The sequence below is a fragment of the Mangrovimonas sp. YM274 genome, assembly GCF_030908385.1.
In the GTDB taxonomy this organism is placed as follows: domain Bacteria; phylum Bacteroidota; class Bacteroidia; order Flavobacteriales; family Flavobacteriaceae; genus Mangrovimonas_A.
This window is the reverse complement of record NZ_CP133091.1, coordinates 1,902,979-1,925,079: the sequence shown is the minus strand read 5'-3', so window position 1 is coordinate 1,925,079 and position 22,101 is coordinate 1,902,979. Positions and strand designations below refer to the sequence as shown.

The 22,101-nt window shown below is 38.3% G+C and carries 22 protein-coding genes; 10 read left to right on the top strand and 12 right to left on the bottom strand.

Translation table 11 applies throughout. The annotated features are described in order from the left end of the window. The first annotated feature begins 81 nt into the window (after positions 1–81). Positions 82–999 (top strand): AraC family transcriptional regulator, encoded by a 918-nt coding sequence (locus tag RBH95_RS08320; RefSeq protein ID WP_307899122.1) that lies wholly within the window; start codon positions 82–84, stop codon positions 997–999. On the opposite strand, the gene RBH95_RS08315 is transcribed toward RBH95_RS08320, so the two are convergent. The 8 genes from RBH95_RS08315 to RBH95_RS08280 all read right to left on the bottom strand — a co-directional run bounded on the left by RBH95_RS08315 (position 1,000) and on the right by RBH95_RS08280 (position 9,879). Further along, positions 1,000–2,364: a GH1 family beta-glucosidase gene (locus tag RBH95_RS08315; RefSeq protein WP_307899121.1), complete on the bottom strand. Its 1,365-nt coding sequence runs from the start codon at positions 2,362–2,364 to the stop codon at positions 1,000–1,002. 198 nt (positions 2,365–2,562) lie between these two features. Then, positions 2,563–2,958: an RDD family protein gene (locus RBH95_RS08310; protein WP_307899120.1), complete on the bottom strand. Its 396-nt coding sequence runs from the start codon at positions 2,956–2,958 to the stop codon at positions 2,563–2,565. Between the two features lie 72 nt (positions 2,959–3,030). Further along, the gene (locus RBH95_RS08305) at positions 3,031–4,755 is read right to left on the bottom strand and encodes a sodium:solute symporter family protein (RefSeq protein WP_307899119.1); all 1,725 of its coding nucleotides are present in this window, start codon (positions 4,753–4,755) and stop codon (positions 3,031–3,033) included. Continuing rightward, a complete protein-coding gene (locus RBH95_RS08300) occupies positions 4,745–5,002 on the bottom strand; it encodes a DUF4212 domain-containing protein (RefSeq protein WP_053978018.1) in 258 nt (85 codons plus the stop codon). Before RBH95_RS08300 ends, RBH95_RS08305 begins: the two co-directional genes overlap by 11 nt. Continuing rightward, positions 4,995–6,371: a sodium:alanine symporter family protein gene (locus tag RBH95_RS08295; RefSeq protein ID WP_307899118.1), complete on the bottom strand. Its 1,377-nt coding sequence runs from the start codon at positions 6,369–6,371 to the stop codon at positions 4,995–4,997. The genes RBH95_RS08300 and RBH95_RS08295 overlap by 8 nt, the downstream gene beginning before the upstream one ends. 107 nt (positions 6,372–6,478) lie before the next feature. Further along, positions 6,479–7,717: a hypothetical protein gene (locus RBH95_RS08290; protein WP_307899117.1), complete on the bottom strand. Its 1,239-nt coding sequence runs from the start codon at positions 7,715–7,717 to the stop codon at positions 6,479–6,481. 124 nt (positions 7,718–7,841) lie between these two features. After that, positions 7,842–8,789: a phosphoribosylaminoimidazolesuccinocarboxamide synthase gene (locus tag RBH95_RS08285; protein WP_307899116.1), complete on the bottom strand. Its 948-nt coding sequence runs from the start codon at positions 8,787–8,789 to the stop codon at positions 7,842–7,844. A 136-nt stretch (positions 8,790–8,925) separates the two neighbouring features. After that, complete coding sequence (locus RBH95_RS08280) at positions 8,926–9,879, bottom strand: PhoH family protein (RefSeq protein WP_307899115.1); 954 nt, start codon at positions 9,877–9,879, stop codon at positions 8,926–8,928. Positions 9,880–10,089: 210 nt separating this feature from the next. Between RBH95_RS08280 and RBH95_RS08275 the strand changes: the two genes are divergently transcribed. The 4 genes from RBH95_RS08275 (at position 10,090) to dnaN (ending at position 14,927) form a co-directional block, all read left to right on the top strand. Further along, positions 10,090–10,926, top strand: a complete 837-nt coding sequence (locus RBH95_RS08275; protein ID WP_307899114.1) for an S-adenosyl-l-methionine hydroxide adenosyltransferase family protein — start codon at positions 10,090–10,092, stop codon at positions 10,924–10,926. 45 nt (positions 10,927–10,971) lie between these two features. Further along, positions 10,972–11,268, top strand: a complete 297-nt coding sequence (locus RBH95_RS08270; RefSeq protein ID WP_307899113.1) for a putative quinol monooxygenase — start codon at positions 10,972–10,974, stop codon at positions 11,266–11,268. Between the two features lie 72 nt (positions 11,269–11,340). Next, entirely contained in the window at positions 11,341–13,728 is a 2,388-nt protein-coding gene (gene gldG / locus RBH95_RS08265; protein ID WP_307902217.1) for a gliding motility-associated ABC transporter substrate-binding protein GldG, read from the top strand. A gap of 80 nt (positions 13,729–13,808) precedes the next feature. Next, on the top strand, positions 13,809–14,927 hold the full coding sequence (gene dnaN, locus RBH95_RS08260; protein WP_053992411.1) for a DNA polymerase III subunit beta: 1,119 nt from the start codon (positions 13,809–13,811) through the stop codon (positions 14,925–14,927). Positions 14,928–15,011: 84 nt separating this feature from the next. Here dnaN and RBH95_RS08255 read toward each other — a convergent pair whose 3' ends face one another. The 4 genes from RBH95_RS08255 to RBH95_RS08240 all read right to left on the bottom strand — a co-directional run bounded on the left by RBH95_RS08255 (position 15,012) and on the right by RBH95_RS08240 (position 18,466). Continuing rightward, on the bottom strand, positions 15,012–15,350 hold the full coding sequence (locus tag RBH95_RS08255) for a DUF4870 domain-containing protein (RefSeq protein ID WP_307902216.1): 339 nt from the start codon (positions 15,348–15,350) through the stop codon (positions 15,012–15,014). A gap of 153 nt (positions 15,351–15,503) precedes the next feature. Beyond that, a complete protein-coding gene (locus RBH95_RS08250) occupies positions 15,504–16,916 on the bottom strand; it encodes a rhodanese-like domain-containing protein (RefSeq protein WP_307902215.1) in 1,413 nt (470 codons plus the stop codon). 59 nt (positions 16,917–16,975) lie between these two features. Next, on the bottom strand, positions 16,976–17,767 hold the full coding sequence (locus RBH95_RS08245) for a sulfite exporter TauE/SafE family protein (RefSeq protein ID WP_307902214.1): 792 nt from the start codon (positions 17,765–17,767) through the stop codon (positions 16,976–16,978). A 66-nt stretch (positions 17,768–17,833) separates the two neighbouring features. Continuing rightward, positions 17,834–18,466 carry a Crp/Fnr family transcriptional regulator gene (locus RBH95_RS08240; RefSeq protein WP_307902213.1) on the bottom strand — a complete coding sequence of 211 codons (633 nt, stop codon included), beginning with the start codon at positions 18,464–18,466 and terminating at the stop codon, positions 17,834–17,836. Positions 18,467–18,665: 199 nt separating this feature from the next. Here RBH95_RS08240 and glp point away from each other — a divergent pair, with 199 nt between their 5' ends. Genes glp through RBH95_RS08215 form a run of 5 tightly spaced genes read left to right on the top strand, consistent with a single transcriptional unit; the run spans position 18,666 to position 22,101 of the window. After that, positions 18,666–19,844: a gephyrin-like molybdotransferase Glp gene (glp, locus tag RBH95_RS08235; RefSeq protein ID WP_307902212.1), complete on the top strand. Its 1,179-nt coding sequence runs from the start codon at positions 18,666–18,668 to the stop codon at positions 19,842–19,844. Next, positions 19,841–20,170 (top strand): winged helix-turn-helix domain-containing protein, encoded by a 330-nt coding sequence (locus RBH95_RS08230; RefSeq protein ID WP_307902211.1) that lies wholly within the window; start codon positions 19,841–19,843, stop codon positions 20,168–20,170. The genes glp and RBH95_RS08230 overlap by 4 nt, the downstream gene beginning before the upstream one ends. Next, the gene (locus RBH95_RS08225; protein ID WP_307902210.1) at positions 20,167–20,913 is read left to right on the top strand and encodes a sulfite exporter TauE/SafE family protein; all 747 of its coding nucleotides are present in this window, start codon (positions 20,167–20,169) and stop codon (positions 20,911–20,913) included. The genes RBH95_RS08230 and RBH95_RS08225 overlap by 4 nt, the downstream gene beginning before the upstream one ends. Further along, entirely contained in the window at positions 20,910–21,506 is a 597-nt protein-coding gene (locus RBH95_RS08220; protein WP_307902209.1) for a molybdenum cofactor guanylyltransferase, read from the top strand. The genes RBH95_RS08225 and RBH95_RS08220 overlap by 4 nt, the downstream gene beginning before the upstream one ends. Positions 21,507–21,516: 10 nt before the next feature. Beyond that, a complete protein-coding gene (locus tag RBH95_RS08215; protein ID WP_307902208.1) occupies positions 21,517–22,101 on the top strand; it encodes a bifunctional precorrin-2 dehydrogenase/sirohydrochlorin ferrochelatase in 585 nt (194 codons plus the stop codon).

Sequence of the window (22,101 nt, the reverse complement as noted above, 5' to 3'; positions counted from 1 at the left end):
TTAATTTATTGAACATAATTATCATATTTTTGAACAAAGCTATCATTTAAACATTTTTTTAATCAATTTGAAATTTTAACCATGAGTTCCTTGTTGAATCAACATAAAAAACATAGGAAACTAACCACACTTGTAGAAAATAGAACGACCTACAATGCAGATTATGCAGAATTGAATATTTATGAAACCCACGCCTTTGCCGAACAGGTTTCCTTGAAATTCGATTTCCCCATTATTGCCAGTATGCTTACGGGTAAAAAAGTGATGCATTTGGATGACTTGCCAGCCTTTGATTTTTTTCCAGGAGAATCTGTTGTGATGCCTACCAACAAGGAAATGGTCATTGATTTTCCCTTGGCTACGGCAGATAGTCCTACACAATGTTTGGCTTTGGGAATTGATGAAGATAAAATAGATGAAGTCGTTGAAATGTTTAATCAGAAAGTGGCTATTGAGAACGAAAACAATTCATGGGCTTTAAATGAATCGGCTTCCCATCTCATCAACAACACCGATGTAAATCATTTAGTGGAGCGCTTGGTGTATACTTTTACCAATACCAACACCTCTAAAGATGTCCTTTTGGATTTAATGATTCAGGAACTTATAGTAAGATTACTACAAACTAAGGCTAAAACATTTTTGTTAAATGACCCTGACCATATGTTTAATGATACCCGTATTGGAATGGTCCTTAAGTATATTAAGGACAATCTTACCAATAAGGATATTACCGTAGATTTATTGGCTGAAAAAGCCTGTATGAGTACTTCTCATTTTCATAAGAAATTTAAAAACACGCTTGGTGTTTCTCCTATAGATTATATTAACTCTGAAAAAATCAAGTTTTCCAAAAAGCTAATGAAGGAAGTCAAGGATTTTAGAATGTCTGAAATTGCATTTAAATCAGGTTTCAACAATACCAGCTATTTTAACCGACAGTTCAAAAAGCTGGAATTAATGACACCACAACAATTTAAGGCCTCTATCACTAAGTAATTATTGCTTTAAAAAGTCTGCAAACCATTTTGCCGAAGCCTTTGGGGTACGCTCCAAAGTGTCAAAATCTACATAATGCATTCCAAAACGCTTGCTGTAACCTGACGCCCATTCAAAGTTATCCATAAAAGACCAAGCAAAGTAGCCTGTTAGATTCACGCCTTCTTCAATGGCTATGGCACATTCTTCCAAATAGCCTTTAAAGAATTCCACACGCTTTTCATCATTGACTTCTCCATTTACAATTTGGTCATCATAAGCACAGCCATTTTCGGTAATGACAATATTTGGATGGTCATAACGATCGGAAATCCAATGCAGCAATTTTCTACAGCCCCAAGGCACCACAGCCCATTGCATTTCCGTTAATTCCCAATTGGGATCCAATGCTAAATTCACATCTTGATCCTCACTCAAACCGCCATTACCATAAACCGAACCTGCATTGATTTGTTTAGCTTCCGAAGCCAACATGGTTGTATAATGGTTCAATCCAAAAAAGTCTGTAGATCCTAAAAGCATCTGGCGTTCTTCCTCAGTAAACTTAGGCAAACGGTCTCCCAAACGGTCCTCCATACATTTTGGATATTTTCCAAAATAAATTGGGTCTGCAAACCAAGCCAAGAAGAATTCCAAAGCACGTTGAGCGGCTTTTTGGTCTTCAACAGCATCGGTTAAAGGCTCTCTCCAATCGCAATTATTGGTAATGCCAATTTTTCCTTCTTGTTCCTTTTGAAATTTAGTTCTGTAAAGTTGTACCGCTTTGGCATGGGCAATCAAAATATGGTGTCCAGCCAAATAAGGCTCTGTATTCGAAATACGTCCCGGTGCAAACACGCCTTGGCCGTAACCCAAAATAGCCACTACCCAAGCCTCATTGAACGTAATCCAATGTTTTACACGATCTCCAAAACGCTCAAAACACAATTGAGCATAGTGAACAAACACATCGGTGATGTCCTTGTTAAGCCAACCGTCCATTTCCAGTTGAAGTGCCAAAGGCAAATCCCAATGGTACAAAGTCACCCAAGGCTCTATGTCATTTGCTAAAAGCTCGTCAATTAACTCTGAATAAAATTGAATACCCTTTTCGTTGATTTCGCCTCGTCCCTGAGGAAAAATACGCGACCACGAAATAGAAAATCGGTAGGCAGTAAGCCCCATTTGCTTCATTAGGGCCACATCTTCCTTCATTTTATGGTAATGGTCACAAGCGACATCGCCCGTATCTCCTTCAAACACTTTACCCGGTATTTGGCAAAAAGCGTCCCAAATAGATGGCCCACGACCATCTGTATTCCATGCTCCTTCAATTTGATAAGAAGAGGTTGCCGAACCCCATACAAAATCCTTCGGAAATTTCATTTTTCAGTAGTTTTTATTGAGTCGGCAAGTTATTTATTAATGCGCAGACATGGTAGTAATATTTTGTCAAAATTGAATAAAATATAACCCTTTATAAAGGGCCTTGCTACTTTATCTGTTTATTTGAAGTAACCTTTTTTCTTCTATTGTATTTTGATTCATTCAAACATTAATAAGAATGAAAAACGTAATCTCTAGTTATTCAATTGTTGTTCCAGCTATTAAATCACCTATCTTCCTAGGTTTTCTAGCCCCGGCCAATCCTGTGATTAAAATCGGAATCAAATAAATAATAGGAATCACCAATTCAATTAGATTTAAAACATTGCGTAGAATAACTTTGAAAAAGAAAAACTTTCCATTAGAATTTACACGTAATTTAAAAATTCGTTTTCCAATGGTTGTCCGAAAAACTAATTCGGATAAAATAAAGTACAGGTAGAAAAATGGTATAAAAATATAGGACGGAATATTTTCATCTTTCAGGTCCAAAGTGCCACTCTTTAATTTCCCATAAATCCACATAATTAAACTGATTGAAATTATGTCTATAATTACTGCTGCAAATCTTCTTAAATAGTATTTATAATTCATTTTTCATTATGTAAGACAAAGTATACAAATCTAAAAATTAAGTTCAAAAAAGCAATTAATAAGTATAGAAAATCAATGTCCCTGCGCTTCTTTGGCACCACTTGGGATCCTGATCAATTCCACAATTTCCTGAACATCCTCTGGCGGGGCCTTTGTAAACTTCATGATGACAATAGACACGATAAAATTGCAGAGCATCGCAATACTCCCAAAGCCTTCCGGAGAAATACCAAACCACCATTCACTTTTATCGGGAAGCTCCTCATCCAACCAACCCAATTTGTATTTGATCATGTAGAATAGCATTAACGAAATCCCCACAATCATCCCTGCAATAGCTCCTTCTTTGTTCATCCTTTTATAGAAAATCCCCAAGATTATGGCCGGAAAAAAGGAAGCGGCGGCCAACCCAAAGGCCAAGGCCACAACGGCCGCAACAAAATCTGGAGGATTGATACCGAAATACCCAGCCACACAAACCGCCCCAACAGCCGATAGTCTTGCCGCGATGAGCTCTCCGTTTTCGGAAATGTTTGGTTTGATGATTTTTTTGATCAAGTCATGAGATACCGATGCCGAAATCACCAACAGCAAACCCGCAGCTGTAGACAAAGCCGCCGCCAAGCCACCAGCCGCTACAAGGGCAATCACCCAATTGGGCAATTTGGCGATTTCTGGATTTGCCAAAACCATAATATCATTATCAACCTTGAGTTCATTTTGAGTTTCATCTGCCACATAATTGATGATTCCATCATTGTTTTTATCGGTGAAGGAAATCAATCCCGTGGTTTCCCATTTTTTGAACCAATCCGGAACAGAGGCATAAGATTTATTAGAAACCGTTTCAATCATATTGGTTCTAGCAAATACCGCCACAGCTGGAGCCGTGGTGTACAAAATAGCAATTAGCAACAATGCCAATCCTGCCGATTTACGGGCATCCTTCACCCGTTTCACCGTAAAAAACCTAACAATAACGTGTGGTAATCCAGCCGTTCCAACCATCAAAGCCAAAGTAATAGCAAATACATCCGTCAACGATTTTGAGCCGTTGGTATATTCCGAAAAGCCCAATTCAGCACTGAGGCCATCCAATTTATCCAATAAATAGGTTTCAGAACCATCCGCTAACTGACTTCCAAATCCTAATTGGGGAATCGGGTTTCCCGTCATTTGAATGGAAATAAAAATGGCAGGCACCATAAAAGCGAAAATCAACACGCAATATTGCGCCACCTGTGTATAGGTAATCCCTTTCATCCCTCCCAATACAGCGTAAAACAAGACAATAAGCATCCCGATAATCACACCAGTATCTATATCCACCTCCAAAAATCTCGAAAATACCACGCCAACGCCACGCATTTGTCCTGCCACATAGGTAAAGGACACCAACAAAGCACAAAACACGGCTACAATTCGAGCGGTTTTGGAATAATAGCGATCGCCAATAAAATCGGGGACAGTAAACTTTCCAAACTTTCTAAGATAAGGCGCCAATAACAGGGCTAATAACACGTAACCTCCAGTCCACCCCATAAGATAAACGGAACCGTCATAACCACTGAAAGAGATGATTCCCGCCATGGAAATAAAGGACGCCGCGCTCATCCAATCGGCAGCGGTGGCCATTCCATTGGCCAAAGGAGAGACACCTCCACCCGCAACATAAAATTCGTTGGTAGATCCTGCCCTGGACCAAACAGCAATGCCTATATACAATGAAAAAGTTACTCCTACCAAGATATAGGTCCACATTTGCACATCTACAGTCAAAAAGATATTATTCATCATAGCCATATTTTTTATCCAATTTGTTCATCAATCTCACATACACGAATATCAAAACCACAAACACATACATAGAGCCTTGCTGGGCAAACCAAAACCCTACTTTAAATCCACCAATTTTTATGGCATCCAATTCCTCTTTTAATAAAATTCCGGCACCATAGGACACCGCGAACCATATGGCCAACAAAATGAGTACATACCTAATGTTTTCTTTCCAATAGGCTTTAGAACGTTCTTTATTATTCATTTGATTTTAATTTTTGAAGATATTTTTGCAATTCTTTCACGACCCTAGGTGCCATGATCAACGTGGCAATCATCGTGGGAAATGCCATCAAGGCAAACACACCATCTATTAAATTGATTACTAGACTCAACTTAGTGGCAGCACCAAGGATGACACTTCCTATATAGACATAATTGTAATAGTGTTTTTTATCGGCTCCAAACAAAAAGGACATGCACTTTCCTCCGTAATAGGAATAGGTAAACAAGGATGAGAAGCTGAATACGGCAATACATAATAAAAGGAGATAAGTTCCTATATGCGGAATTGCCTCTGAAAATGCCATGGCAGTTAAGGATACCCCATCTTCATCTGAAGATTGCCACACTCCTGTGACCAAAATGGATAAAGCTGTTAAAGTACAAACCACCAAGGTATCAATGGCAGGACCTAACATAGCCACAAGACCTTCTCGCACAGGTTCCGCTGTTTTGGCGGCACCATGTGCCATGGGGGCTGTCCCTATTCCCGCTTCGTTGGAAAAAGCGCCCCGACGAATTCCTAAAAGAATCAATCCACCCACCATGCCTCCCAGAAAAGCATCACCCTTAAAATTATTGGCTGCGAAGGCATCTGTAAAAATCATCAATAAATATTTAGGCACTTCCTTGAAATTAACCGCAAGAATGACCATGACCAAGCCAAAATATAACACCACCATACTCGGCACTAATTTGGAGGCCGTTTGACTGATACGTTTCAAACCACCCAATACCACCAAAGCCGTGATGGATGCCAAAACAATTCCCAAGACAATTTTGGATTTCCAATCTACAGCAATCCCATTTGGAATCAACAAAATATCATTGATGGCTTGCGCCAATTGGTTAGCATTAAATACTGGCAATGCTCCAACCAACCCAGCCATGCTAAAAAAAATGGCCATTGGTTTCCAAGATTTTCCCAACCCTTCGATAATAAAGTACATAGGGCCTCCTTGTAGCTCACCAGCACTATCTTTTCCCCTATACATAATCGCTAAAGTGGACGTGAAAAACTTGGTAGACATGCCAACTACAGCACTTATCCACATCCAAAATACAGCTCCGGGCCCTCCTAGAGAAATGGCCACAGCCACTCCAGCAATGTTTCCCATACCAATAGTTGAAGATAATGCGGTGGTCAAGGCTTGAAAATGACTGATTTCTCCAGGATCGTTAGGATTGTCATATTTTCCCCTTAAAACCTGAACGGCGTGACCAAAAAGCCTAAAGGACATAAATCTGGATAGCACCAATAAATACAAGCCTCCCCCTATTAACAATATCAATAATGGCAATCCCCAAGCAAGCGAAGAAAAGTCGGAGACGAGTTGGTTAAGTTGGTTCATATTGGCTTTCGTGAGTGATAAATGTAAGAAAAGCCAATGAATATTTTGAGTTTTATATTTTTTGAAACATGATTTTTTAAGAATTTCCCATTTATACCCTTAATTTTCTAAAGAGAAAACATAAAGCCAAAACTGATACGCATAGCATCTCGTTTAAAGGTTTCATCAAAATAAAACCCGTCAATATTACCATCAAATTTAACCGATTTAACTCCGTAGTCTACCTCTAACCCCAAGGTCATTCTATCGTAAGCATCGTACATCAAGTTAAGGATACCATAATAATGTCTATGACGAAAATCACCAGCTATATAATCCAATTCGGCTTCCGTTTCATCAATAATTACATAGCGTTCCGAATCATCCGTACTATAACGCGTGTATCCAAAAACCGCATTGCCGTGTAGCTTTTCGTTGAAAAAATATTCATAGGTTACCCAACCTCCAAAAGCCAAAGTTCCTTTGAAATCATTTCCAACGGCGGGATATCCGTCATAGCCAAATCCGGAGATGGTTGTAAGATAATAGGAGATGCCTTTCCCCCCTACCAACTGAAATTGGAAACAATTACGGTCAACCGTATGCTTACCACTAAACGTCGCGCCATATCCAAAAAAGTTATCCACCTTGTCGTTAAGTTTATACTTGATGTTTCTTAGAATAGAAGACAAACGTAAATGTCCCCAAGGTTTCTGATAGGTCATTGCAAAGGTGACATCTGGTGTGGATTGATGCGTATCATCCAAAAAAGGTTGAATCTCTTGAAGGGTAAAATAATCATCTTGAGGTGCTTCCAGGCTTATTTCATACTTCCACTTTTCATCATTAAAAGTATTCATATACTTTACATGAGGATTCCGAACCCAGATTCCAGAAGGGGGGCCTTCCAACTCCATAATATTGGGCCAAAGATCCTCGTCCCCAAAATTGTTCCAATTTTGCCCAATCTGCCAATGCTTACTTTCCACATAAGCTTTTCTTAAGCGTACATGTCCATTGCCTCCCCAAAAATCGGATTCTACTATAGCCTTAATCTGTTGTCCATTTGGCATCACAATAAACGTTGACCACCTAATCTGTGTTTGGTACATATCAACATTAAGACTTGTTTCGTCATCGTCTCCAAATACGTCAATGTAGCCAATGTTAAAGGTGTCATTGCCCTGAAGCCCTCCAAACAAATCCAAATAACCATTCAGCTTCATATTTACCCCCAAACTACTCTTAAACTTAGGAATATTATTAATGGAATCTTTGGATGTAATAGTGAGATAAGGATCTTGAGCAAAACAATTTGGAGCAATAAAAAGGCATAAGAAAATGCTTAAAGTAAAGAGTGGTTTCATGGTTAATTAATTTACTATTAAAGTTAAAAAAATTAACACACAACCACACTAACTAACTCAAAAATAAAAAGGTAGCTTTTTTAAGCTACCTTTTTCTTTAAATCCAAAAAGGATCTGTTCTGTTTTATTTTAAATATTCCAAAACATTAGTTTCTATTCTGCTCTGGATGTCGCTTACATCTGCTTTAACAAAAGTTTCTCCTGTGATGTTTTCGTAAAGCTCAATATAACGTTCACTTACCGTTGTAATATACTCATCTGTCATTTCAGGAACCGTTTGTCCTTCCAAGCCTTGGAATCCATTGGAGATTAACCATTGGCGTACAAACTCTTTAGACAATTGCTTTTGTGCTTCTCCTTTTTCTTGACGCTCTTCATACCCTTCAGCATAAAAATAACGAGAAGAATCAGGCGTGTGGATTTCATCGATCAATACAATTTTACCATCCTTGGTTTTACCGAATTCATACTTGGTATCTACTAAAATCAAACCTCTAGAAGCTGCAATTTCAGTTCCTCTTTGGAATAATTTACGCGTGTAATCTTCCAATACCAAATAATCTTCTTCAGAAACAATCCCTCTAGCCAAAATGTCTTCACGGGAAATATCCTCATCGTGGTCACCTTGCTCCGCTTTGGTTGCAGGCGTGATGATTGGTTGTGGAAATTTATCATTTTCCTTCATACCTTCCGGCATCTCCACACCACACAACACACGTTTTCCTGCTTTATATTCTCTAGCGGCATGACCAGACAAATACCCACGGATTACCATTTCTACTTTGAAGGGCTCACACAGAGCACCTACCGCTACGTTAGGATCTGGAGTAGCTGTTAACCAGTTAGGCACCAAATCTTCCGTTGCTTTCATCATGTTGGTCGCAATTTGGTTTAAGATTTGTCCTTTGTACGGAATTCCTTTTGGCATTACCACATCAAAAGCACTTAAACGATCTGTGGCAATCATGACCAATTGCTCGTCATTGATATTGTATACTTCCCTAACTTTTCCTTTGTAAACGCTTTTTTGCCCAGGAAAATTAAAATTGGTATCTATGATAGTATTACTCATAAGGTCTTAAAAATTGTCTGTATAGTTTGATCAATAAAAGTTAACCCGTTTGGATTAATCGGTGCAAATTTACAAAATAGTTAAGCAACCTGTATCATTAAAAAAGGTTACTTGCATCAAAATTTGCAAGCTCAAACTATTCCCTATTTTCAATGCTTTTATAAGCCTCAATGACCTTTTTCACCAATTTGTGACGAATCACATCTTTGTCATCCAAGAATACCATCCCTACCCCTTCTACATTCTTTAAAATGAGTAAAGCTTCCTTAAGACCTGAAATGGTACGCCTAGGCAAATCGATTTGTCCTGGATCTCCCGTCAATAAAAACTTGGCGTTTTTTCCCATACGGGTCAAAAACATTTTCATTTGGGCGTGAGTGGTATTTTGACCTTCATCCAAAATCACAAAGGCATTATCCAAGGTACGTCCTCTCATAAACGCCAAAGGCGCAATCTGGATAGTCCCGTTTTCAATAAGCGTTGTCAATTTTTCAGCAGGAATCATATCCCTTAGAGCGTCGTACAAAGGCTGCATGTAAGGATCTAATTTTTCCTTTAAATCACCCGGTAAAAACCCAAGATTTTCCCCAGCCTCCACAGCTGGCCTTGTAAGGATGATTCGTTTGACCTCTTTGTTTTTAAGCGCTTGTACTGCAAGGGCAACTCCCGTATAGGTTTTTCCTGTACCCGCAGGGCCGATGGCAAAAACCATGTCGTTTTTGCGCATACTTTCCACCAATTTACGTTGGTTTAGGGTTTGGGCCTTTATCAGTCTTCCGCCCACACCATGAACAATAGTTTCACCACTTTGCTCTGAAGTTGTGTAATCATCACTGCTTTGGCTAGTCAACACACGTTCTATTGCGTTTTCATCGAGTTTGTTGTATTTGCCAAAATGCCCCATCAACATAGTAAGGCGGCGGTCAAACTCTTCGAGAAGATCTTCGTCGCCATAGGCTTTAATTTTATTGCCTCTGGCAACAATTTTAAGTTTTGGAAAGTACTTTTTAAGAAGTTCAATATTTACATTATGGGCTCCAAAAAACTCTTTTGGAGTAATTTCTTCCAATTCAATTATAAGTTCATTCAAAAGCTAAGTGATTTAGTACATTAATCTGTTTTTGTTTTATTAGTTTTGTGGTAAATAAAACGGGCGCCATTTTTTTAATTCTCAGAATAAAAATAACGGAAATAAATTGTAATTAAATTGACTTCAGTTATTTTTATTTGATTTTTTTAGACAATGGAAAGCTACATAATTTTAATGAAAATTAGGTTAAAAAACTATCAACAATTTTAAATGGCAATTATCACATTAACGACCGATTTTGGAGAAAAAGACCACTTCGCCGGAGCCGTTAAAGGCGCTATTTACAGTCAACTTCCTGACGTTCGCATTGTTGATATCTCGCATTCGGTGTCCCCTTTCAATGTTCCGGAAGCCGCCTACATCATCCAAAGTGCCTACAGTAGTTTTCCTAAGGGAACCATCCACGTCATCGGAATTGATTCTGAATTAAACCCTGAAAACAAACACATTGCCATTAAATTGGACGGTCATTATTTCATCTGCGCCAACAACGGCATTATGAGCATGATTTGCTCCGAAATTGCACCAGAGAAAATTGTGGAAATTAACATACACGATAAAATTGAAACCAATTTCCCTGTGCTGGATGTGTTTGTAAAAGTGGCTTGTCATATTGCTAGAGGAGGTACTCTTGAAGTGATTGGTAAGGTTATTGACCACATCAAACCAATCAAAAACCTAACACCCTTTGTAAATGATGAAAAAAACCAAATTATAGGAAGTGTAATCTACATTGACAACTACGGAAACGTAGTGACCAACATCAAACGTAAATTTTTTGAATCCATTCAAAAAACACGTCCTTTCGAAATCTCTGCAAGGAGTTATAAGTTTAAAGAAATATTCAACAAATACAGTGACGTCATCAACTTTGACATTCCTGAAGAAAAACGCTACGACCAAGGAAAAGGGCTTGTTGTATTCAATTCTTCCAACTATATAGAAATTGCCATTTACAAAAGTAACAGTAGCACTGTGGGAAGCGCCTCTACCCTTATGGGATTACAAATGCGCGATACGGTGACCATTAATTTCTTTAATCCTTAAGAAAGTGTCTTGACACTTCAATATTAATCCCATTAAATTATACATATGTTTGTACGGATCGTGAAAATGAGTTTTCAACCCGAAAAAATAGACACATTTCTTTCCAATTTTGAAGCCAACAAAACCAAAATACGAGCTTTTGAAGGCTGTCAGTTTTTGGAATTGTACCGAGATAAAACCAACTCCAACATCTTTTTCACATACAGTTATTGGGACACCGAAAACGATTTGGAAAACTATAGGCATTCAGAATTGTTCAAAGGTGTTTGGGCCAATACCAAACCTCTCTTTAATGCCAAACCAGAAGCTTGGAGTGTTGATAAGTTGGAATCATTGGCTTAATACGTTCCTTCTCTCAAAATCTTCAAAGGCAATCCCATTTATTTTTTTACTTTTAACACCTAAAGTCAAGAAATGCTAGCTATACTTAAAAAAGAAATCAATTCGTTTTTTGCCTCCCCCATAGGCTACCTTGTTATTGCGTTGTTTTTATTGCTCAACGGTTTATTTTTGTGGGTATTTAAAGGCGATTTTAATATTTTGGACAATGGTTTTGCAGACCTGACCACCTTCTTTACCCTAGCCCCTTGGATTTTAATTTTCTTGGTTCCCGCCATTACCATGCGAAGTTTTTGTGATGAAAAAAAACAAGGCACCCTGGAGCTTCTCCTCACAAAACCGGTGAGCCAAATTCAAATTGTATTGGGTAAATATTTAGGCTCCCTGCTGTTAATTGTGATGGCGCTATTGCCTACACTGCTTTATGCCTATAGCATTTACAAACTGGGAAACCCAGAAGGTAATTTGGATGTGGGCAGTACCCTTGGTTCGTATTTTGGATTGTTGTTTTTAGCCGCCGCTTATACTGCCATTGGTATTTTTTCTTCGACACTTACCGATAATCAAATTGTAGCGTTTATCAGTGCGGTATTTTTATGCTTCATTTTCTATTTTGGATTTGAAGGGCTTTCCAGTCTCAATCTTTTTGGAGATACGGTTTACCTAGAAAAACTAGGGATGGAAAACCACTTTAAAAGTATGAGTCGTGGGGTCTTGGACACCCGGGACTTGCTGTACTTCTTGAGTATCATTGCAATTTTTGTTTTGCTGACCGCTAAACGCATCCAAACAAAAAACATCAATAAAAAAGATATCATTGGGCTATCTACATTTGTAATAGGCTTATTGGTTCTCAATGTTTTTGCCCAAAGCATCTACAAAAGATTTGACCTTACCCAAGATAACCGGTATACACTGTCACAAGCTGCTTTAAATACAGTTGCAGAAGTAGATTCGCCTTTAATTGTAGATGTATTTTTGGAAGGCGATTTCCCTTCTGAATTTAGACGCTTAAAAGAAGAGACCCGTCAAATTTTGGAAGAGTTTGCTTTATATAATTCCGATGTGACTTTTAATTTTATCAATCCTGTAGCCGATGAAGCAACACGTGACCAAAACATTCAACAATTGGCACAACGTGGTCTACAGCCCTTTCAATTATCGATAAAGGAAAGCGGCAAATCGTCACAAGAACTTATTTTCCCTTGGGCTTTGGCCAGCTATAACGAGCAAACGGTTAAAATTCCGTTGCTGAAAAACAATATTGGAGCCACAGACCAAGAACGTGTGAACAATTCCATTCAGCATTTGGAATATGCCTTTGCAGAGGCTTTCAAAAAACTTACCACCACAAAAGAAAAGAAAATAGCCATCCTAAAAGGAAATGGCGAACTGGAAGACATTTATATCGCTGATTTCTTAAAGACCTTGAAAGAGCATTATAATATTGCGCCTTTCACCATGGACAGTGTTGCCAATGCTCCTGAAAAAACGTTGAAACAGTTAGAAGGTTATGATCTTGTTATTGCAGCTAAACCAACCGTTCCTTTTTCCGAAGAAGAAAAATATGTTTTGGATCAATACACTATGAACGGCGGTAAAAGTTTGTGGTTAACGGAATCTGTGATTATGGATAAGGACAGTTTGCTGAATGAAACTGGACGCGCCATTGCCGTTATGAGGGACAACAACCTAAATGATTTCTTCTTTAAATACGGGGTTCGCATCAACCCTGTATTGGTTAAGGACATGTATTCGGCGCCAATTACTTTGGCGATTGGAGAAGGTAACAACACACAGTTTCAGCCACTACAATGGCCGTATTCCCCATTGGCAGCCAACAATCCCAACCACCCTATCACGAACAATATCAACTTGGTGAAATTTGATTTTGCCAGCCAGATAGATACCTTGAAGAACAGTGTTGACAAAACCATTTTATTGAGAAGTTCCAGCCTTACGCAGTTGGAAGGTGTGCCACGCGAAATAAGTTTAGAGATTGTTACCCAAGAGCCAAACCCTGAAACCTTCAACAAAGGTCACCAAACCTTAGCGGTTCTTTTGGAAGGCGAATTTACTTCGGTGTACAACAACCGTGTAAAACCATTGAAACTTTCCGAAGATAAAACTACCAGTGTCCCTACCAAAATGATAGTAGTGGCCGATGGTGACGTGATCAAAAATGATGTGGTTAGAAACCAACCTCAGGAATTAGGATTTGATTTCTTTACCAAGCGTAATTTTGGCAACAAGGAGTTCTTGGAAAATGCCGTAAATTACCTTTTGGAGGATGACGGACTTATAAACATTAGAACCAAAGAAATCGATTTGGCCTTTTTGGATCCTCAAAAAATAGCCGAGCAAAAAACCAAGTGGCAGCTTATAAATCTTGTACTTCCACTCCTTTTGTTGGCAATTTTCGGACTAGGTTTCAACTATGCCAGAAAGCGAAAATACACTTAACAGTTGTTAATAAGTTTGTTTTAATTTAAAAGTGGTTTGGGATATATTTGTAGGACAATCTAGTATATAAAAACAAATACATGAAGTTTATAGTATCGAGTACGTATTTACTTAAACAATTACAGGTTCTGGGAGGCGTGATCAACAACTCCAATACGCTACCTATTTTAGATAATTTCCTTTTTGAATTGAACGATTCCAAGCTTGTAGTTTCTGCAAGTGATTTAGAGACTACCATGTCTTCTGTGATAGATGTAGAAAGTGACAGTACCGGAAGTATCGCCTTACCTGCGCGTTTGTTACTTGATACTTTAAAAACATTCCCTGAGCAACCCTTAACTTTTGTGGTTGAAGACAACAATACGGTTGAAATTAGCTCTAACCACGGTAAATATGCCTTGGCATATGCCGATGGTAATGAATTCCCAAAAGCTATTGCTCTTGAAGACCCAAGTACTACCACTATTGCTGGTGATATTTTGGCGACTGCCATTAGCAAGACCATTTTTGCTGCTGGTAACGATGATTTGCGTCCTGTAATGAGTGGTGTGTTCTTTCAGTTTTCAACAGAAGGCTTGACCTTTGTGGCCACCGATGCCCACAAATTGGTAAAATATACCCGTGAGGATGTAAAAGCCTCTCAAGTGGCGGAATTCATCATGCCTAAGAAACCTTTAAATCTTTTAAAAGGAATTTTAGCCACCAATGAAGATGCCGTAACTATAGAATACAACGATTCCAATGCCAAGTTCATTTTTGACAACTCAGAGTTGGTATGTCGTTTGATTGATGGAAAATATCCTAACTACGAAGCGGTAATTCCTAAAGAAAACCCAAATAAACTTTCTATAGACCGTACCCAGTTCTTAAACTCTGTACGTCGTGTGAGCATCTTCTCTAACAAGACGACTCACCAAATTAGATTGAAAATTGCTGGTGCAGAATTGAATATTTCTGCAGAAGATATCGATTACTCAAACAAAGCCGAAGAGCGTTTAACTTGTGATTACCAAGGAGACGATATGCAAATTGGTTTTAACTCCCGTTTCTTAACCGAAATGTTGAACAACCTAAACTCCGACGAGGTACAATTGGAAATGAGCTTGCCAAACAGAGCCGGTATTCTAACTCCAATTGATGGTTTGGACGAAGGAGAATTGATTACTATGTTGGTAATGCCAGTAATGCTTAATTCATAATTAACTGACCCAAAATAAGTGTTAAATAAAAAAGAGCTCACAATTTTAGTGAGCTCTTTTTGGTTTATCTCTTTATAAAAATAACTAACTAATAAAATTAAGAGATAAGGGATATTTAGGAACTTCTCCGTTACTTGCTTTTATGGCATTAATGATAGGAAATGCCAATGAAATCAATCCTACCACAATCAAGGTGACAATACCTAAACCTAATAGAAGAATTAAAGGAATACTTAATAGAGTGTACACAATGATACTCAATTGAAAATTCACAATTTCCTTTCCTTGTTGGTCCATAGAGTACACACGGTCCTTTTGGGTCAACCAAAGTACCAAAGGCACAATTAAGCCTCCAAAACCTGTTAGACATGTCAACAACTGGCTTAAATGCGTTACTACCAAAAGTTGTTTATCTTCTCTCATCGTTATTAATTAAATTGATTACACTTATTGGTAGGATAAATTTCAAAAACGTTACAAGGCAGATATAATTTTTTTATAAACTCTCATTGAAAACGAAAAAGGCCAATTCGCAAATCACGAATTGACCTTTTTCCATCTATATTAGTTTTTGTCTTACTTTAATGTAGAAGGACATACATAATTAGTTACCGGAATCTCAGCATTTTTAATAGCTGCAAATCCTCCAGCAACATCCACCAAATTGTGGATCCCACGGCTTTTTAAAATGGATGCTGCAATCACTGAACGGTATCCTCCGGCACAATGCACATAAAATGTTTTATCCTCTGGAAATTCAGCCAAATGATCATTTAAGAAATCTAATGGCGTAAAATGAGCATTCTCAACGTGTGATGCTGTAAACTCTCCATCTTTTCTAACATCAAAAATTGGCAAGTCTTCTTTTTCCATACGGGATTTCAATTCTTCCGCAGAAATTGACACCAAACTGTCTGTTTCTTTGCCTGCTTCCTCCCAAGCTTCAAAACCACCTTTCAAATAACCTAGGGTATTATCAAATCCAACTCTTGACAATCTAGTCACGGTCTCTTCTTCTCTTCCTTCTGGGCATACCAATAATATTGGTTGTTTGGTGTCTTTTATCAAAGCACCAACCCATGGTGCAAATCCTCCATTGATTCCTATAAAAATAGAACGCGGAATATGGCCTTTTACAAAATCACCTTGATCACGTACATCTAGTACGATAGCTCCTGTTTCATTGGCAGCTACTTCAAATTCATCTGGACTCAATGCTCTTGTGCCACGCTCTAGAACCTCATCGATATCTTCGTAACCTTCTTTATTCATTTTCACATTCAACGGGAAATATTGTGGAGGCGGCAACAATCCATCGGTTACTTCCTTAATGAATTCCTCTTTGGTCATGTCTGCTCTCAAAGCGTAATTCATTTTTTTCTGGTTACCAAGGGTATCTACCGTTTCCTTCATCATGTTCTTTCCACAAGCAGAACCAGCACCGTGTGCCGGATACACAATCACCTCATCTGCCAACGGCATGATCTTGGTACGCAAGCTATCATAAAGATATCCTGCCAAATCTTCTTGGGTCAATTCTTTTCCTTTTTGAGCCAAATCGGGACGCCCTACATCTCCTAAAAACAACGTATCTCCACTAAAAATAGCGTAGTCCTTTCCGTTTTCGTCTCTCAATAAATAGGTGGTGCTTTCCATAGTATGCCCTGGTGTATGCAGAGCAATAATGGTAACATTCCCCAATTTAAACTCCTGACCATCCTTAGCGATAATTGCATCAAAAGAAGGATTGGCATTTGGTCCGTATACAATTGGAGCTCCTGTTTGTTTGGACAAAGTAACGTGTCCACTAACGAAGTCTGCGTGAAAATGCGTTTCAAAAATATATTTTATGGTAGCATTATTATCTTTTGCTCTATCTATATAGGGTTGTACCTCCCTTAATGGATCAATAATAGCCACTTCGCCATTACTTTCAATGTAATAGGCTCCCTGCGCCAAACATCCTGTGTATATTTGTTCTATCTTCATAATAAATGATTTTCTTAATTATTCGCCTACAGCACTTTACAAAGTTACTATATGCTTCATTACCATTGAATAAATTCTTTAATTATAATGTATACTGCCATGATTAAAATAAACCAACCAAAGCTTTTTTTAAGTTTTGTATTGGATACATATTTTGAAAGGGAACCTCCAATCAAAATGCCGATTATGGTTAGTGCTGAAAATAATAGTAAAAATGTCCAATTGATGGTTTGCGTATGCAAGTCTCCCAAAAAACCTATTAAGGAGTTTATGGCAATGATCACCAAAGAGGTCCCTACTGCTTTTTTCATGGACAATCCAGCCCAAAGTACCAGTGCCGGCACATATAAAAAGCCTCCTCCAGCTCCTATCACACCTGTAATTCCTCCAATTACCATTCCTTGTACAAAGGTTTTATAATAGGGTTGCGGCTTATGGACTTCTTCTTTCTTTTCCTTCTTTTTAATCATGGAAGTTGCGGCCATAAACATAACCACTGCAAAAAAGACCATGATCAACATATCCTTTGAAAGCACATATCCTCCAATATTGAATATTTCATCAGGGATATATGGTACTAAATATCGCCTTGACATATACACCGCCAAAAACGAAGGGAATGAAAAGGCCAAACCGGTTTTGAAGTCTACTTGCTTTTTACGATGCTTTTGAACTACACCTACCAAAGAAGACGATCCTACTACAAATAAGGAATAAGCAGTTGCCACCACAGGACTATACCCTAAAAGGTATACTAATAAAGGCACCGTAAGTATGGAACCACCTCCTCCTATCAAACCTAAAACCACTCCAATCACCAGAGCCGCTACATAACCAATAATATCAATCAATGTCTTTAATTTTGGTGCAAAAGTAATTTACTTACCTTAATTTAAGGTAACATTGGTTACAGTCTATTATAGATCCAAGACTTTGATGCTGTTACGATGAAGTTTTATATGCCCTTCCTTTTCCAAAGATTTCAGTAGTCTTGAAATAACTACTCTGGAAGTGTGCATATCATTAGCAATTTCTCTATGGGTAACATTAATAAGATCATCATGATTGGCCATAGCCTTGTCCTTAAGGTATTTTAACACCCGCTTGTCCATTTTTAAAAACGCAATGGCATCAATAGCTTCCAAAAGCTCAGTCATTCTTTCATTATAACTCTGTAAAATAAAATTTTGCCAACTTTTATACTTACTCATCCATTCTGCCATTTTTTGAACAGGAATCATGATTAACTGCGTATCTGTTTCGGCTACAGCCCTAATTTCACTTTTCTTTTGTTCCATACAGCAGGACAGCGTCATCGCACAGGTATCCCCTCTTTCAATAAAATACAAAATAAGTTCATCACCTTCCTTGTCCTCTCTCAGAATTTTAATGGCTCCAGAAATCAGCAAGGGCATGTACTTTATATACTCGCCTATTTCAATTAAAATGTCTCCTTCCTTGACCTCTCTAAAACTTCCAAATTGTTGAATTTCCTCAAGTAACTCATCCTCAAAAAGGTATCCGTAATACTGTTGTAACGCGTCCATCATAAATGTGTATTCTAAGTGGTGTTAAAGATAAGATTATAAAACTAATGTACCACACCCCTATTTTCACAAATGCCTATAAGAAACATATCATATTGAATGCCAAAATGAAACAGCTTTAACAGGAATAAAAATACATGTAGAAGGAGAAAAATTTGAGGAATATTCGTTATATTCACCAAGAAATAACGCTAGTGAAATCATGATATCCGTATCCGAAGCTTTAAACATATTAAACGGCATCAATATTCCGCATAAATCAGAAATATGCCCTTTGGATAATGCCTTGGGAAAAGTACTGTTTGAAGACATTTTTTCTCCTATTGATATGCCTCCGTTTCGTCAATCGGCCATGGATGGCTATGCCATAAAATGGAGTAACGCCAAAAGCTATACGCTAATTAATGAATCGAAAGCCGGCGACACGCTTAACCATTCTTTGAATGACGGCGAGGCAGTACGCATTTTTACGGGCGCTTTGGTCCCTGATGCTGCCGACACCATTGTGATACAGGAGCACGTTACAAAGAACAGTGATATCATCACGATTGATAAACTTCCTGAAAAAACAGCCAACATTAGACGAACTGGCGAACAGATAAAAAAAGGTAATCTCGCCCTAGAAAAAGGAACTTGCCTTAATGAAGCCGCTATAGGTTATTTAGCAAGTTTGGGCATTCATGAAGTAAAAGTTTACACCTCTCCAAAGGTTGCCATTGTGGTAACAGGAAATGAACTACGTGCACCCGGCACTATGCTTAAGCCAGGAGAAATTTACGAAAGTAACGCCGCCATGCTATCGGCTGCTTTGAGAAAAATTGGCATTACCAATATAACAAAATATAAAGTAGAAGATACTTTTGAAACTACTGTCGCAACTATTTCCAAAGCCATTGCTGCTTCAGATGTAGTATTTGTCTCAGGAGGAATTTCTGTGGGCGATTATGATTTTGTAAGGGAGGCATTGCTTAAAAACAATGTTGAAGAAGTATTTTATAAAATCAATCAAAAACCTGGAAAACCCTTGTGGTTTGGACAGAACAAAGACACCTATGTTTTTGCCCTGCCTGGCAATCCGGCATCCGCTTTAACCTGTTTTTATGTCTATGCGCTTCCTCTACTAAAAAAGTATATGGGATTTGAAAATAGCGAATTGCAACGCATACAAGCTAAGAGCAAACACAATATTAAAAATCCCTCGGGAAAAACACTGTTTTTAAAAGCGCATTTTGAAAATGACACTGTAGAAGTTTTGCGGGGTCAAAGTTCTTCTATGATGCATACGTTTGCACTAAGTAATGCATTGGTGTGCATCCCTGAACATATTTCAGAAGTTTCCAAAGGTGACATTATTGAATGTATCAAATTGAATGAACAATGAACATTAAAAGTAGGGTTTGGATTGAGAATGACGGCAAAACCTTTTTAGGTTTCGGACGTATTTTACTGCTTAAAAAAGTGGAGGAAACCTCCTCTATCAATGCGGCAGCCAAGGCCATGAATATGTCTTATAAAAAAGCCTGGAAGCTAATGAACGACATGAACGATATTTCTAAGGAGCCCATTCTTATCAAAAATATTGGAGGTAAAAATGGTGGAGGCACAACCCTTACCCCTTACGGAAAAGCCTTGATAGAACAATTCGAAACCATCAATAACAACTGTATGGCCTATTTGGAAGCGGAATTTAAAAAATTGGAACTATGAGCACGCTAAGCACAGAAGCATTTATCATTTTCTCCCTAATATTAGTGGTGATAGCTTTTTTGTATGCCAGTGTTGGTCACGGTGGTGCCAGTGGTTATTTGGCCTTAATGGCCCTGTTTTCATTCCCTATTGCCTTTATGAAGCCCACAGCCCTTTTACTAAACATTTTTGTGTCTGGCATTTCCTTTTGGTTTTTCAAAAAGAATAAACACTTTAGGTGGCAACTGTTCTACCCTTTCGCCATCACATCTATTCCGGCCGCATTTTTGGGAGGCTATTTAAGTATTAACCCAACCTTATACAAACAAGTATTAGGAGTGTTTCTAGCCATTGCCATCATGAGAATTCTAGGAGTATTCGGAAAGGAACAAAACGTTCAAAAGCCTATTAAGCTTCCGTTGGCATTGGCCATTGGTTTTGGAATAGGACTATTTTCCGGAATGATTGGTATTGGCGGCGGGATTATCCTTAGCCCTGTCATCATTCTATTGGCATGGGGAAACATGAAAGAAGCTGCGGCTGTTTCGGCACTGTTTATTTTTGTGAATTCCATTTCAGGGATTTTAGGTTTCACCTATAACCAGAATACCATTCCTATGGAATCTTTTGTATTTATTCCCATCGCTTTAATTGGTGGGACCTTAGGCGCGCTCTACGGAAGTAGAATTTCTACCAATGTACAATTGAAATATATTTTATCGATTGTCTTACTGATTGCTTCCATTAAATTAATGACCTTATGAGTTTTGCGTCCAACATAACGGCTTATATTTTGTGCGGTGGCGCCAGCAAGCGTATGCAGGAGGAAAAGGGCTTGGTACTTTATAAGGGGCAACCATTCGTTAAACATGTCATCGATGCCGTGCATCCTATTACTTCCTATATCTATTTGGTGACTTCCAATGAAGCCTATTGTCAATTTGGATTGGAATTGCTCCCCGACATTTATAGTAACAAAGGCCCTGTTGGAGGTATTTACACAGCTTTGAAGCATGCTTCAACAGCAAACAATCTTATCTTGAGTTGCGACATTCCAGAACTGTCTACAGAGGTCGTTTCAAAATACATCATAGCAAATCTTTCTGAAGCCGATGTAACCTATGTTAGCAACGGAACGGATAATTTTCCGCTTATTGCAGCTTATTCCAAAACATGTTTACCAATTTTTGAAAAAGCCTTAGTGCAAGACAATTTGAAATTGCGAAACACAATCGAACAATTGAATTGTAATCGGGTTATTGTTGAAGAGGAAGACCAATTGGCGCTAAGAAACATCAATACAAAAGAAGAATTACAAACTTTAATCAATGAAACCCAAGATACCTTAGGGAACTAAATTGCAAATTATGGAAACAAACGAATTATATCCCATTTTTGTAAAAGTACACCAACTCAATGTGCTTATTGTTGGCGGTGGCAATGTTGGTCTGGAAAAGTTATCATTTCTATTGAAATCCAGCCCCCGTGCCAATGTAGAAGTGGTTTCTATAACTTTCCATGAAGAGTTGGTTGCATTGGCCAGTAAACACTCTAGTGTAAAGCTTACTCAAAAAGCTTATGACATTTCAGATTTAGACAATAGGCATTTGGTAATTGGCTGTACCGATAATCTTGAAGTCAACTTACAGATAAACAAAGATGCCAAAAGCAAACAGCTTTTGGTTAACATTGCCGACACCCCAGATCAATGCGATTTTTACCTAGGTGGAATCGTGTCCAAAGGCAATGTGAAAATTGCCATTTCCACTAACGGAAAGTCCCCAACTACTGCCAAGCGTATCAGGCAGTTTTTGGAAGATGTCATTCCTGAGGACATCAACCAATTGGTTAACAACCTTAACGCCTACAGAAAAACCATTAAAGGCGACTTTGAAGAAAAAGTGAAACAAATGAACCAAATCACCAGTGGTTTGGTCAATAAAAAAGAATAA